We start from the raw sequence: 13,114 nt of genomic DNA, 5'->3' as shown, positions 1-13,114 counted from the left end.
GCACGTCTTCGAATATAGCTAGCGATGACGCCGAGTATTTGAGGACCTTTCATGAGCGACGCGCCAACGTCACCCCGCAAGCGGCAAAGTTCATTTCTGACGTTGTCGCTCGGCATGGCGAATTGGGCCGACAATGCCAGCCTCTATTTCAAGATCCCGACCGGACGCGCGGTCGAAGTGGGGATGTAGATCAATGTCTGATGGAATGACTCCCGAGGCTCCGCAGTCGTTCGACTTCGCCGCGATGGTGGCCGATCTCAACGCGCTGCTGCGGCTGAAGACGACGGTGATCGGCATGAAGATGTTCGCGACCGCCGCCGAGATGGAGGCGATCCCGAAGATCCGGCGGCCGAACGCGATCCACACCACAGACCAGATCGTCAGTATGGCGTCGCGGCTCGGCTGGACGGTTGGTATCACGGCCGCCGATTTGGTCGGCGCGCAATGTCGCGCGGTGATCGGGCTCGCGCCGCAGGACGAGCAATGGCTGTCGGGGCAGTCCTATGTGGGCGTCTGGCACGGCACGGCCGAGGACGCCAGCAAGCGCCAGCATGCGCTCGATGTGGTGCCGTTCGGCAAGTATCAGGCGATGGCGGTGTCGCCGCTCGCCAGCGGCCGGCTCGATCCGCCGGACATCTGCCTGGTCTATGCGACGCCGGGCCAGATGATCATCCTGATCAACGGCCTGCAATATGTCGGCTACAAGAAGTTCGACTGGGGCGTGGTCGGCGAGACCGCCTGCGCCGACAGCTGGGGCAGGGCACTGACAACCGGCGAGCCGAGCCTGTCGCTGCCGTGCTTCGCCGAACGCCGCTATGGCGGCGTGCCGGACGAGGAGATGCTGATGGCCCTGAAGCCCGCGCATCTCGCCAAGGCGATCGACGGCATGAAGCACCTCGCGAAAAACGGCCTCCGCTATCCCATCGCCCCCTACGGCATCCAGGCCGATGTACGCGCCGGGATGGGCGTGTCGTACGCGAAGACGTAACGGCGCGGGCGTCACTCAGCCGCAGTGTATCACCGCGCGCCGTCATTCCGGGGCGCGCGAAGCGCGAACCCGGAATCTCGCAGTTGTGGAAACAACTGAGTCGCAGAACATTTCGGGATTCCGGGTTCGCGAGCTTCGCTCGCGCCCCGGAATGACTCGCGGAGAGGGCGGTGGAGCAGAGGAGCCTCAGTAAGCGTTCTCGCCCTTGATCAGCGCCCAGGGCGTCTTCAGCAGGATGTAGAGGTCGAACAGCACCGACCAGTTTTCGATGTAGTACAGATCGAACTGGACGCGCTTCTGGATCTTCTCTTCGTTGTCGATCTCGCCGCGCCAGCCGTTGATCTGGGCCCAGCCGGTGATACCGGGCTTCACGCGGTGACGCGCGAAGTAGCCGTCGACGGCCTCGTCGAACAGCTGGCTCTGCAGCTTCATCTGCACCGCGTGCGGCCGCGGGCCGACCAGCGAAAGATTGCCCTTGAATACCACGTTGAACAGCTGAGGCAGCTCGTCGAGGCTGGTGCGGCGGATGAACTTGCCGACGCGGGTGACGCGCGGGTCGTTCTTGGTCACGACCTTGGAGGCGGTCGGGTCGGCCTGATGATGATACATCGACCGGAACTTGAAGACGTCGATCCGCTCGTTGTTGAAGCCGAACCGTTTCTGCCGGAACAGCACCGGGCCGGGGCTGTCGAGCTTCACCGCGAGCGCCACCAGCGCCATCACCGGCGCGAGGGCGAGCAGGATCAGCGCTCCGACGACGCGGTCGAACAACTGCTTGATCACCTGATCCCAATCGGTGATCGGTGCCTCGAACACGTCGAGCGTCGGCACATTGCCGACATACGAATAGGCGCGGGGACGGAAGCGCAGCTTGTTGGTATGCGCCGACAGCCGGATGTCGACCGGGAGCACCCACAGCTTGTTGAGCATCTGCAGGATGCGGGTCTCGGCCGAGATCGGCAGCGCGAACAGCACCAGATCGACGCGGGTGCGCCGGGCGAATTCGAGAATGTCGTCGATCTTGCCGAGCTTCGGGATGCCGGCGCAAATATCCTGCGAGCGTGAATCGTTGCGGTCGTCGAACACACCGAGCACGCGAATGTCGGAGTCGTCGTCCTGCTGTGCGTTCAGCGCACGGATCAGCTTCTCGCCATTCTCGTCGGCGCCGACGATGATGGTGCGGCGATCGAGCCGCCCCTCGCGCGCCCAATGCCGCACCAGATTGCGGATGATCAGGCGCTCGATCGTCAGCGCGACGATGCCGAGCAGGAAGAACGACGACAGCCACACGCGGGAGACCTCGCCGCCGAGCTTGGCGAAGAACGACGCGCCGATGAACAACAGGAACACGAACGTCCATGTCGAGAACATCCGGGTCATTTGCTTCAGCGTGCGGCGGAACACCTGAACTTCGTAGAGATCGGCCGCCTGAAAACTGATCAGCGTGGCGACCGTCATGGCCAGGATCGCGGCGATGTACTCCCAATGCACGCCGTCGCGGCGGGCGACGTAGCCGAGATACAGCACGATGCCGACACTCGCGATCAGCACGAAATCGATCAGCCGGACCATACCGGCGATCACCACCGGAGAGTAGGCGCGGGGCACTTTCAGGTTGGCCACGGCCAGAGCCGCGGGCGACAGGCGCTTGCGCCGTTCCACCATCGGACCGTTCGGATCAAGATGCGCCGCGCTCACGGCGGCGGCTTCGATCATGGCGCGTCCAGTGATCGGTTCCACGTCGCGTGTCCATTGTCATTGCGCACGACCTGGCCGCGCGCGAACTACCCCATGACGCGTTTAATCCTAAAGTGGCAAGAAAACGTTAGCAAATTGTGGACTCAGCCGCGCGCGAAGGCGTCCCGGTAGCCCCCCAGCACACCCTCGACCATCGCCTTCTGTGAAAAATGCAGGAAGATCCGCTCGCGCAGCTGCCGGGCGCGCTCCTGCGCGGCCGGCAGATCGTCGAGCGCGACGCGGATTGCCGCGGCCATCGTGGCGGGGTCGTTCGGCGCAAACAGCGCGTCGGCGTGGTGGGGGCCGAAGATCTCCGGGATGCCGCCGACATTGGCGGCGACCATCGGCACCCCCGCGGCGGCCGCCTCGATCACCACATACGGCATCGAATCGCCACGCGACGGAACCACCAGCAGTCGGCCTCGGGCGAAACCGTCGCGGGCCCTGACGTGACCGCTGAAGCGGACGGCCTGGTCGAGCCCGAGCTGGCTCACCTGTGCCCGCAGCGTTTCCGACTCTTCACCGTCGCCGCCCAGCGTCAAAGTCACGGGGCGCCCCTCGGCGCGCAGCCGGGCGACCGCGTCGATCAACAGGTCTGCCCCCTTGATCTTGCGGAACTCCCCGACATACGCCACGTCGCTGGCATTCGGTGCGAGCCGGATCGGGTCGAACTCACCGGCCGTCACGCCATTGAACACGCAGCGCACCAAGCCTTGCGGCTGGCCGATCATCTGCTCGTACGTGCGGCGCGCAAATTCGCTTTCGAACAGGAACAGCTCGGTACGGTTCATCAACAGCCGTTCCATGCGGCTGTAGAGCTGCCCCTTCGTGGTCGAGGTCGGATAGTGCAGCGAGCCGCCGTGCGGCGTGTAGACGCGGATCGTGTGGGCGGGCCTCGGCACGATGCGGATGTATACGCCGGCCTTGGCACCGTGGCCGTGCAGCACGTCAGGCTTGAGTTCGGCAATCAGCCGCGCAAACCGGGCCCAGATCCACAGGTCGCTCGGCGACGGCTCGCGCCGGATCGGTAGCCGAAACACGCCCAGCTTCAGCCGCGGAGCGATCGCGGCCAGCGCGGCCGTTGCGCGCTCGCCGCCGGTCAGACTGTCGGTGATCAGCGCGACATGGTGGCCGCGCTCGGCCTGGCCGTTCGCCAGATCGAGAATATGGCGGATAATGCCACCGACCGGCGCGCGGACGGCATGGACGATACGCAGCGGCTGATCCGGGTTCGAAGCCATGTCAGCAATGCCAGCGGCCGACTCGCGGCCGGGCGGTCGTCGGACGGCGCGCGATGCAGCCGCGCGCATGCGCGCCGGTCGAGTCGACGAGGGCGGGAAGGTGGGGCATCGGCATGGTCCGGAGAAAAATTCTTGATTCCGATTAAGGGCTTTCGTGGTTAACAATCAGTGAGTCGGTATCGCGAGACGCCGCGAGTTCCCGGCAAAGGAGTCGATTTTAACGCCCCAGCAACCTTAATCGTTTGTAATCGAGCATCACGAGACCGGCTCGTCGCGTCAAGTAGGAGTGGAAGATGCGGTTCGCGTTTTGGCGTCGGACGAAAGACAAGACGGCGCGCAGCGAAAACGCGACGTCCGCCCGATCAGCGGTACCGCCGTCCAAGGCCGAGCGAGTCAAGGTGACAACGCAGGAACCGGTGTTCAGCCGCGCGGTCACCGACGAGCCGATTATCAAACGCACTAAGCAGCCGCCCGCCGCGATCGTGCCGCCGACCAACGGCGACATCGACGTGCGGTTGATCGGGCGGGCGCTGGCCCGCAAGAAGCATCTGATCATCGGGCCGACGCTGCTCGCGCTGGTGCTGTCGCTTGCGGTCGTCAACCTGATTACGCCGCGCTACAAGTCGGAAGCCCGCATTCTGATCGACGGCCGCGAGAACGTGTTCCTGCGGCCGAGCGGCGAGCGCGAGGAACAGCGCAACGTCATCGATCCGGAAGCCGTCACCAGCCAGGTGCAGCTTCTGCTGTCGCGCGAACTCGCGCTCGACGTGATCAAGAAGAACAAGCTCGCCGAGCGGCCGGAATTCGACCCCGTGCTGCAGGGAATCAATCCGCTGAAATCGATGCTGGCGCTGTTCGGCATCGGCCGCGATCCGTTTTCGATGACGCCGGAAGAGCGCGTGCTCGACGCCTATTACGACCGGCTGACCGCCTACGCGGTCGACAAGTCGCGGGTCATGGTGGTCGAATTCCAATCGCGCGATCCGGAACTCGCCGCGCGCGTCGCCAACTCGATCGTCGACGGTTACTTGGTGCTGCAGCAGAATGCGCGCCAGGCACAGGCGCGTTCGGCGGGGCAGTGGCTGTCCGGCGAAATCGAATCGCTGCGTCAGAAGGTTGCCGACGCCGAATCCAAGGCCGAGGATTTCCGCTCCAAGTCGAGCCTGTTCGTCGGCACCAACAACACCACGTTGTCGAACCAGCAGCTCGGCGAACTCAACACGCAGCTCGGCAACGCCCGCGCGCTGAAATCCGACGCCGAATCGAAATCGAGACTGATCAAGGAAATGCTGCAGGGCGGCCGGCCGATCGAGGCCTCCGAGGTGCTCAACTCCGAGCTGATCCGCCGGCTGTCCGAGCAGCGCGTGATGCTACGCACCCAGCTTGCCGAACAATCGTCGACGTTGCTCGACAACCATCCGCGGATCAAGGAGCTGCGCGCGCAGCTCAGCGATCTCGATCGGCAGCTGCGCGACGAGGCGATGAAGCTGTCGCGTTCGTTCGAAAGCGACGCGCGGATCGCCAGCGGCCGGGTCGAAAGTCTCACCGCCAGCCTCGAGCAATTGAAGAAGCAGGCGTCTTCGACCAACGGTCAGGACGTGCAGCTGCGTGCGATGGAGCGTGAAGCCAAGGCGCAGCGCGATCTCCTCGAATCCTATCTGGCGAAATATCGCGAGGCGACCACCCGCGAGACCATCGATCAGGCTCCGGCCGATGGCCGCATCATTTCGCGCGCGATCGTGTCGAACACGCCGGCCTATCCGAAGAAGCTGCCGATCGTGCTGATCGCCACGCTGGCGGCGCTGGTGCTGAGCGCCGGCAGCATCGCGACCGGCGAACTGCTGCGCATGACGCAGCCGCGCGCTGTGGTCGCGACGACACCGGCGGTTGAGCCGGTGCTGGTCGCGCCGGCTGCAGCAGCCGCGCCCGTGACCACGCCAGCAGCGCCCGTCATAACCGAGCCCGTCGTGATCCCCGAGCCGCCGCGCGAGCAGGTCGCCGAATCGGCGCCCGCACAGGACGATCTCGACGCGCTGGCGCAGCGGCTGCGCACGGCCGGCGACGCGGCCCGCAAGGTCACCGTGCTCGGCACCGGCGTGAACGACAACGTTACCGCGACCGCGTTGACGCTGGCGCGTCGGCTGGCGCAGGATGCCAAGGTGGTGCTGATCGATCTGTCGGAATCGTCAGACATGCTGAAGGCCGCGTCCGCCGATCCGACCGCGCCGGGGCTGGCCGAGCTGATGCAGGGCGAAGCGTCGTTCGGACAAGTGATCACCCGCGATCGCAGCAGCGCTCTACACCTCGTCATCGCGGGCCGCCCCGGCTTCGACCGCACCTTGCTGCAGTCGCAACGGCTGATCGTGGCGCTGAACGCGCTGCGACGCGTCTATGATCACGTGTTGCTCGACGCCGGGACCGCGGCGGATCTGCCCGCCGAACTCCTCACCGCCGACGCGCAGGCCGTGGTGGTGCCGGCCCCGACGACGCCGGCCGACGCCCGCGCAAGGATGGCCGAGCAACTGAAAGCGGTCGGCTTCTCCGACGTTACGATGCTGACCGCCACAGTCCGGCCGGCCGATCTGGCCAAGACCTCCCGGCACACCGTCGCGGCGTGATGAGTGCGCGCTGCGCGCCTCGCCCGATCGGCTCAGTTGCACATCCACTTCCGTCATGGCCGGGACAAGGCCGGGCATGACGAGATGTGGTCGTGGGTTGTTAGTTCGCTGACTCGTCAGCCGATGCAGCCGAGCCCTTGCGTTGCAGGGCGCCGCGAAGCTTCTGCGCCATCCGCTTCAGCGCCGGGCTTTGCTTGACGGCGCGTTTGGTGCGCGCCACAGCGGCCATCGCAGCGGCGGGAAGGCGGCCGCGGGCGGACAGCGCGACGTAGCTGTCGAAGATCGGCTCGAGATCCTTGCAGAACATCTTCTTGTAATCGTCCGAACCGACGCCGAGGTCGATCCGGCGATAACCCTGCTCGGCGTAGTGATCGATGATCGACCGCATCAGGATCAGGCCCGGACTGTAGCGCGCCGCATCCGACAGCGTGTAGGTGTTGAACATCATCGAGTAGCGATGACCGTCGGCGACGCCGGCGAACAGCGCGATCATCTCGTCGTCGCTCTGCAGCGCATGGATGTCGATGGCGCGCCCGCCGCTCGCCAGCTCGGCGTGGCAAGCCTGCCGGACGAAATCCCCGACGCCGGGTTCGGCGAACACGTTGGGCAGCTTCTGAGCCGCCATCCGGATCGGCTTGATGCGGAAAAACGCATCCAGCAGGCGATCGATGTCGGCGTCGGTGGTCGCTTGCACATAGCGATAGCCGGGCAACGCCTGCAGCTTTTTCTCTTTGCTCTTCAGGCGGCGTCGAAACGAGTTGCTGATCCGGTCGCTCGCCGGCGCACCGGGCTCGAGCCGCAGCACCGGACAGTCGTTGACCGAGGGTTGATTCGGCAGCAGTGCCAGCGGATTGGACAGGTCGCGCCAGCGCAGCGGCTGCTGACACAGCGCCAGCACGTCGGCGCCGTCCGGGACGCCGCGCAGCCCGGCGATCAGCGCGGCGATGTCGCGCGAATCCGCCATCGACGCCACGTCGCGGCGCCACAGCGGCATGTTGAAGGTCGGGTGCTTGCCGCCGAGAAAGCTGGCGATGCGCACGCCGAACCGGCGTTGCAATCCGAGCGGCATCAGCAGCATCGGGCGGCGCTCGGCATCGCTCGCCACCACGATGAAAGGCTCAATGCCATCGGCGCAGCCGACCTGGCGCTGCCAGGCGTTGAGAAGATCGAAGCGTTGATAGGGGGTCGAGAACTGTTCGGGCTCTTCAAGCAGCCGCCAGATCGGTTCCGCCGCTGCCATGTCGCGCAGGATTTCGACGCGTGCGATCCGTCCGGGCTGCACCGACAAGGTGGCCTCGGTCGGGGATCGTGCCTTGCTCAGCACGGCCGTCGTCGCCATCCGGAGATCCCTGAGGTTAACGTTTTATCACTTTCGCAGTCGCGGACCTTTACAAATAAACATCAACAAACAGTAATGGTACCTGAGGAAACGGGGCAGGAGGGCGCCGTCACGCCCGGAGGCGAATCTTGTCAGCGAATGGGTGGTTTGCGTCGACAGGATTCGAATTTGCCTATTTCAGCGGCCTCGCGCGCCTCGCCCAGGCCCGCGGAGGCGGACGCGGCGTGATCCTGCGCTTCGAGCGGGTGCGGCCGACCCGCAAAGACAAGTTCCAGCCGCTCCGCAGTCGCGAAGTGACTCCGCAGTTTCTCGACCGGCTGCTGCGCAAGTTGCGGCGCTGGAACTGCGATGTGATTTCGCTCGACGACGTGCTGCAACGAATGGCGTTGCCGAGCGGTCCGGGTCCGTTCGTCTGCCTGACGTTCGATGGCGGATCGCGCGACCTGATGACTTACGGCCATCCGGTATTGGCGCGGCACAAGGCGCCGTTCGCAGTATTCACGCCGACGGCATTTCCGGATGGACTCGGCGAGGCGTGGTGGATGGCGCTGGAACAAGTGATCGCCGGCCACGATCGCATCGCGCTGGTGATCGATCATGCCGAACGCCATTTCGACACCGCCGCCACCGATGACAAGTATCGCGTGTTTCGTTTTCTCGGGACGTGGCTGCGCGCGCTGCCGCCTGCGGATCTCAGCGCCGCGATCCACGATCTGTGTAAACGCTACAGCGTCGACGTCGGCCGGCTGACGCGCGAGGCGGTGATGAGCTGGGAGGATTTGTCACGGCTCGCGGCCGATCCCAGGGTGACGATCGGCAGCGCAACGGTGAACTATCCGCGGCTCGCCAATATCGGCGACGCCGCCGCACAGCGCGAGATCGCGATGGGCCGCGCCGTGCTGCATGCGGCGCTCGGCCAGGAGGCCAATCACTTCGCCTATCCCTATGGCGAGCGCGGCAGCTTCACCCGCCGCGACGAGCAACTGGTGGCACAGGCCGGCTATGCCTCCGCCATGACATCGATTCCGGGCGTGATCGGGCCGGGAGCGTCGGCGCTGCTGCTGCCGCGGATCGCCTGGGACGGCCGACGTCGGTCGCTACGTGGGCTACGCGTGGTATTGTCGGGCTTGATGCCGGGGGCGGCGGCGCAGCTCGGGCGCCGCTACTGAGGATCGGGCCGCGACATCCAGCTGACGACCGGCAACGCCGGCAGCACCCAGCCGAGACCCGCGACCACGTAATAGATCAGTTGCAGCCATCTTGATTCGGCGATCACCGGCGCCTGCGCGATCGCCATTGCGGTCAGCGACCAGACGATCGCGATCACCAGCAGCACGATGGTTCCGATCAGTTTTCGGGTGCGGATGTTCATAGCGGTCGGCAGGTCCCGGTCACACGCGCTTGATGCGGCCTCGCGGCGCTTTGCGCGCGAATGCGGCCGGACTATAAGGTCCGCCAAAATCTGTTCAAGGTATGCTTTATGACCGCAGCCGCGGCAGTCCGTCCGCCCCGTATTCGCGCCGTCCGTGTCTGGCTGATGCTGGTCGCCGCGCTGATCGCCGTGATGGTGCTGGTCGGCGGCGCGACGCGGCTCACCGAATCGGGGCTGTCGATCGTCGAGTGGAAACCGATCACCGGGACGCTGCCGCCGCTCACCGATGCGCAATGGCACGCCGCGTTCGACGGCTACAAGCAGATCCCGCAATATCGCGAGCTCAACGCCGGCATGACGCTGGGCGAGTTCAAGACCATCTTCTGGTGGGAATGGAGCCACCGGCTGCTCGGCCGCGTGATCGGCATCGCCTATCTGCTGCCGTTCCTGTGGTTCCTGTGGCGCGGCGCGATCGCCCCGGAGTGGAAGCGGGCGTTGTGGGCGATCTTCGGGCTCGGCGCGCTGCAGGGTGGGGTCGGCTGGTGGATGGTGGCGTCCGGCCTGTCGCAGCGGACCGAAGTGTCGCAGGTGCGGCTCGCGATCCATCTCACATTGGCGCTGGTGATCTTCGCGTCGATCGTCTGGACGCTGCGGCGGTTGTCGCATCGCGCGCCGGTCGTCGCTGCGGCGCGGCTGAAGATCACCGCGACCGCGCTGCTAGCGATGACGCTGATACAGCTGTTTTTCGGCGCGCTGGTCGCGGGGCTGCGGGCAGGGCGGACGTTCAACACCTGGCCGCTGATCGATGGCGCGCTGATCCCGTCGGCGGACCGGCTGTGGTTCGAGACGCCGTGGTGGAAGAACCTGTTCGACAACCATCTCACCGTGCAGTTCGATCACCGCATGATGGCCTATGCGCTGTGGGCGCTGGCGGCCTGGCACGCGATCGATGCGGTGCGGGCGCGGGCCGGGCGCGTGGCGACGGGAGCGTTGTGGCTGTTCGGCGCGCTGTCGCTGCAGGCGCTGCTCGGCATTCTGACGCTGCTGCATGAGGTGCCGATCGGGCTCGCGCTCGGGCATCAGGCGGTCGGCATCGTCGTGCTGACGCTGGCAGTGCTGCAGGTCGAACGGCTCACCGTGCCGCGGCTGCACACCTCGCCACGTGCGGCGCCGGTGCCGGTCGGTCAGCCAAGCTGATCGGCGCCGATATCGCGGCCTCGTCGCCGCTCGACCCAGGCGCTGAGGATCGGCGTGAGAAACGCGACCGGCCAGACGAATTTCGGCCAATGCGGGTCGATCAGACACACCGCCAGCGCGACGATGAACAGCACCAGCGAAAACGACGGCGCCAGCAACGTCGGCCAGTCGTTTCGCTTCGCGGCGGCGATCGCCCACAGCACGGTGTTGAACAGCGCGATCAGTAAAAGATTGATGCTGTACAGCATCGTGACGTTCGGCGAGTCGTAGTTGTTACCGTACAGCCCGCAGGTCACCGGCAGCAGGATGATGGACAGCAGGAAGAACAGGTTGAACACAACCTCGGCGCGGTTGCCGTGCGACGCATAGGCGAGGCGGCGCTGGTGGCTGTACCAGAACATCCCCGCGACGATGAAGCTGAGCAGCAGGGTCGAGATGTAGGCGCCGTAGACGTGCCAGATCTCGCGCCACTGCGGATCGGCGCCGGTGAATTTCTCACGCGGCGCCTGATAGGCCAGCAGCGTCATGGCAACACCGAAAATGGTGTTGCTGAGCTGCTCGATCCTGCGCATTTCCAGATGGCCGATACTCATTGCCGCCTCCCGGCCGCTTCGGCCATCGCCCGGCGTCAGCCGCCGAGCGCCTCGTCGAGATCCGCGATCAGGTCTTCCTTGTCCTCGATGCCGATCGAGACGCGGACCATGTCGGGAGCAGCACCCGCAGCGGTCTTCTGCGCGTCGTCGAGCTGGCTGTGCGTGGTCGAGGCCGGGTGGATGATCAGCGAGCGGGTGTCGCCGACATTGGCCAGATGCGAGAACAGCTTCAGGTTGGAGACGAGATCGACGCCTGCCTGATAGCCGCCCTTGAGGCCGAAGGTGAACACCGCGCCGGCGCCCTTCGGCGCGTATTTGCGGGCGAGCGCGTTGTACTTGCTCGACGGCAGGCCCGAATAGTTCACCGACGACACCGCTTTATGCGTCGACAGGAATTCGGCGATCGCCTTGGCGTTCTCGCAATGCTTCTGCATCCGCAACGGCAGCGTCTCGATGCCGGTCATCAGCATGAAGGCGTTGAATGGCGACAGCGCCGGGCCGAGATCGCGCAGGCCGAGCACGCGGCAGGCGATCGCGAAAGCGAAATTGCCGAACGTCTCCTGGATCTTCAGCCCGTGATATTCCGGACGCGGCTCGCTCAGCATCGGGTACTTGCCATCCTTCGACCAGTCGAAGGTGCCGGCGTCGACAATGATGCCGCCGAGCGAATTGCCATGGCCGCCGAGAAACTTGGTGAGCGAATGCACGACGATGTCGGCGCCGTGGTCGATCGGGCGGATCAGATAGGGCGTCGCTAGCGTGTTGTCGACGATCAGCGGCACGTGAGCATTGCGGGCAACCTCGGCGATCGCCTCGATGTCGGTGATGCTGCCGGCCGGGTTGGCGATCGACTCGATGAAGATCGCCTTGGTCTTCGGGCTGACTGCACGTTGGAAGCTCGGCAGATCGTCCGGATCGGCCCACACCACGTTCCAGCCGAAGCTCTTGAAGGCGTGGGTGAACTGGTTGATCGAGCCGCCATAGAGTTTGCACGCGGCGATGAATTCGTCGCCGGGCTGCAGCAGCTGCTGCAGGGCGACGAGTTGCGCGGCGTGGCCGGACGCCGTGGCAAGCGCGGCGGTGCCGCCTTCCAGCGCGGCGACGCGCTCCTCGAGCACCGAGGTCGTCGGGTTGGTGATGCGGGTGTAGATGTTGCCGAAGGCCTGCAGCCCGAACAGCGACGCGGCGTGGTCGGCGTCGTTGAAGACGAAGGACGTGGTCTGATAGATAGGCGTCGCCCGTGCCCCGGTGGTCGGATCTGGCTGCGCGCCGGCGTGGATCGCGAGCGTGGCAAATCCCGGGCTTCGTTCGGTCATGGTCGATCCCTCCGTCGATTGGGCTGATGATTTCGCGTTATCTGAGCGCAACCCGGCGGAAGGTCAAGCAAGCTCGGCGGCGATCGCTCCCTTAGCTGCCATCGCCGCGCTCGCGCACGGCACGGTCGGACGCGGCGGTATCGGCTCCCGCAAGACTTGCACGATCGAGCGACAGACGCATGCCCTTGATCGGGGCAGGGGCACGCTTGGAGCTGAGCGTCCGCGAATTGACGCCCATCCACGAGATCTCCGACGACAGCCGGCCGTACTCGATCTTCGGGCAGCGGTTCATCACCACCTTGACGCCAGCGGCCTCGGCAAGCGCCGCGGCTTCGTCGTTGCGAACGCCGAGCTGCATCCAGATCACTTTCGGCTGCGGCACCAAGGCCAGCGATTCCTCGACGATAGGCATCACATGCGCGGAGGCGCGGAAGATGTCGACCATGTCGATCGGCCGGTCGATGTCGCGCAGCGACGCGACGAAGGGCTTGCCGAGCAGGCTCTTGCCGACCTGGCCGGGGTTGATCGGAATCATGTCGTAGCCGCGCTCGGCGAGATATTTGAACGCGAAGTAACTCGGCCGCACATTCTGCGGCGACGCGCCCACCATCGCGATCGTCTTCACGCCGTTGAGGATCTGGCGGATGTAAGTGTCGGCGTAGGTGTCGTGGTTCATCAAGTTGCCGTTCTGTTTGACGTCGTCATGGCCGGGC

The 13,114-nt window shown here is 65.4% G+C and carries 12 protein-coding genes; 5 read left to right on the top strand and 7 right to left on the bottom strand.

Translation table 11 applies throughout. The features are described 5' to 3' along the window. The first annotated feature begins 51 nt into the window (after positions 1–51). Together LPW26_RS07080 and LPW26_RS07075 are read left to right on the top strand one after the other, a co-directional pair. Positions 52–189 carry a hypothetical protein gene (locus tag LPW26_RS07080; RefSeq protein ID WP_238733785.1) on the top strand — a complete coding sequence of 46 codons (138 nt, stop codon included), beginning with the start codon at positions 52–54 and terminating at the stop codon, positions 187–189. Positions 190–193: 4 nt separating this feature from the next. Next, entirely contained in the window at positions 194–988 is a 795-nt protein-coding gene (locus tag LPW26_RS07075) for a DUF169 domain-containing protein (protein ID WP_406677149.1), read from the top strand. Positions 989–1,174: 186 nt separating this feature from the next. Here the strand turns inward: LPW26_RS07075 and LPW26_RS07070 are convergent, their stop codons facing one another. Both LPW26_RS07070 and LPW26_RS07065 read right to left on the bottom strand, forming a co-directional pair. Then, positions 1,175–2,728 carry an undecaprenyl-phosphate glucose phosphotransferase gene (locus tag LPW26_RS07070; RefSeq protein WP_238733784.1) on the bottom strand — a complete coding sequence of 518 codons (1,554 nt, stop codon included), beginning with the start codon at positions 2,726–2,728 and terminating at the stop codon, positions 1,175–1,177. A gap of 101 nt (positions 2,729–2,829) precedes the next feature. Beyond that, positions 2,830–3,966: a glycosyltransferase family 4 protein gene (locus LPW26_RS07065; RefSeq protein ID WP_238733783.1), complete on the bottom strand. Its 1,137-nt coding sequence runs from the start codon at positions 3,964–3,966 to the stop codon at positions 2,830–2,832. A 293-nt stretch (positions 3,967–4,259) separates the two neighbouring features. On the opposite strand from LPW26_RS07065, the gene LPW26_RS07060 reads away from it, so the two are divergent. After that, the gene (locus LPW26_RS07060) at positions 4,260–6,584 is read left to right on the top strand and encodes a GumC family protein (protein WP_238733781.1); all 2,325 of its coding nucleotides are present in this window, start codon (positions 4,260–4,262) and stop codon (positions 6,582–6,584) included. 100 nt (positions 6,585–6,684) lie between these two features. On the opposite strand, the gene LPW26_RS07055 is transcribed toward LPW26_RS07060, so the two are convergent. Continuing rightward, positions 6,685–7,923 (bottom strand): GNAT family N-acetyltransferase, encoded by a 1,239-nt coding sequence (locus tag LPW26_RS07055; RefSeq protein ID WP_238733779.1) that lies wholly within the window; start codon positions 7,921–7,923, stop codon positions 6,685–6,687. A gap of 125 nt (positions 7,924–8,048) precedes the next feature. Between LPW26_RS07055 and LPW26_RS07050 the strand changes: the two genes are divergently transcribed. Continuing rightward, entirely contained in the window at positions 8,049–9,092 is a 1,044-nt protein-coding gene (locus LPW26_RS07050; RefSeq protein ID WP_406677178.1) for a polysaccharide deacetylase family protein, read from the top strand. Here LPW26_RS07050 and LPW26_RS07045 read toward each other — a convergent pair. Next, positions 9,086–9,295: a DUF2842 domain-containing protein gene (locus LPW26_RS07045; RefSeq protein WP_238733774.1), complete on the bottom strand. Its 210-nt coding sequence runs from the start codon at positions 9,293–9,295 to the stop codon at positions 9,086–9,088. The two genes, LPW26_RS07050 and LPW26_RS07045, sit on opposite strands and share 7 nt — an antisense overlap. Positions 9,296–9,403: 108 nt before the next feature. Between LPW26_RS07045 and LPW26_RS07040 the strand changes: the two genes are divergently transcribed. Then, positions 9,404–10,492 (top strand): COX15/CtaA family protein, encoded by a 1,089-nt coding sequence (locus LPW26_RS07040; protein ID WP_238733772.1) that lies wholly within the window; start codon positions 9,404–9,406, stop codon positions 10,490–10,492. On the opposite strand, the gene LPW26_RS07035 is transcribed toward LPW26_RS07040, so the two are convergent. The 3 genes from LPW26_RS07035 to LPW26_RS07025 form a co-directional block, all read right to left on the bottom strand. Then, positions 10,480–11,085, bottom strand: a complete 606-nt coding sequence (locus tag LPW26_RS07035) for a TMEM175 family protein (RefSeq protein WP_238733770.1) — start codon at positions 11,083–11,085, stop codon at positions 10,480–10,482. The two genes, LPW26_RS07040 and LPW26_RS07035, sit on opposite strands and share 13 nt — an antisense overlap. A 35-nt stretch (positions 11,086–11,120) precedes the next feature. Next, complete coding sequence (locus tag LPW26_RS07030) at positions 11,121–12,401, bottom strand: O-acetylhomoserine aminocarboxypropyltransferase (RefSeq protein WP_238733769.1); 1,281 nt, start codon at positions 12,399–12,401, stop codon at positions 11,121–11,123. A gap of 91 nt (positions 12,402–12,492) precedes the next feature. Then, positions 12,493–13,077 carry a CoA-binding protein gene (locus LPW26_RS07025; RefSeq protein ID WP_238733924.1) on the bottom strand — a complete coding sequence of 195 codons (585 nt, stop codon included), beginning with the start codon at positions 13,075–13,077 and terminating at the stop codon, positions 12,493–12,495. Positions 13,078–13,114 lie beyond the last annotated feature (37 nt).

The organism is Rhodopseudomonas infernalis (assembly GCF_022271405.1).
Classification (GTDB): domain Bacteria; phylum Pseudomonadota; class Alphaproteobacteria; order Rhizobiales; family Xanthobacteraceae; genus Rhodopseudomonas; species Rhodopseudomonas infernalis.
Note: the sequence above shows the minus strand (reverse complement) of the source record. Positions and strands in the feature narration are given on the sequence as shown.

What these genes read in the sequence shown, in the direction of transcription:
- LPW26_RS07075 (WP_406677149.1), top strand. Translation starts at nt 194, where the DNA reads ATGTCTGATGGAATGACTCCCGAGGCTCCGCAGTCGTTCGACTTCGCC.
- LPW26_RS07060 (WP_238733781.1), top strand. Translation starts at nt 4,260, where the DNA reads ATGCGGTTCGCGTTTTGGCGTCGGACGAAAGACAAGACGGCGCGCAGC.
- LPW26_RS07080 (WP_238733785.1), top strand. Translation starts at nt 52, where the DNA reads ATGAGCGACGCGCCAACGTCACCCCGCAAGCGGCAAAGTTCATTTCTG.
- LPW26_RS07030 (WP_238733769.1), bottom strand. Translation starts at nt 12,401, where the DNA reads ATGACCGAACGAAGCCCGGGATTTGCCACGCTCGCGATCCACGCCGGC.
- LPW26_RS07035 (WP_238733770.1), bottom strand. Translation starts at nt 11,085, where the DNA reads ATGAGTATCGGCCATCTGGAAATGCGCAGGATCGAGCAGCTCAGCAAC.
- LPW26_RS07045 (WP_238733774.1), bottom strand. Translation starts at nt 9,295, where the DNA reads ATGAACATCCGCACCCGAAAACTGATCGGAACCATCGTGCTGCTGGTG.
- LPW26_RS07040 (WP_238733772.1), top strand. Translation starts at nt 9,404, where the DNA reads ATGACCGCAGCCGCGGCAGTCCGTCCGCCCCGTATTCGCGCCGTCCGT.
- LPW26_RS07065 (WP_238733783.1), bottom strand. Translation starts at nt 3,966, where the DNA reads ATGGCTTCGAACCCGGATCAGCCGCTGCGTATCGTCCATGCCGTCCGC.
- LPW26_RS07055 (WP_238733779.1), bottom strand. Translation starts at nt 7,923, where the DNA reads ATGGCGACGACGGCCGTGCTGAGCAAGGCACGATCCCCGACCGAGGCC.
- LPW26_RS07025 (WP_238733924.1), bottom strand. Translation starts at nt 13,077, where the DNA reads ATGAACCACGACACCTACGCCGACACTTACATCCGCCAGATCCTCAAC.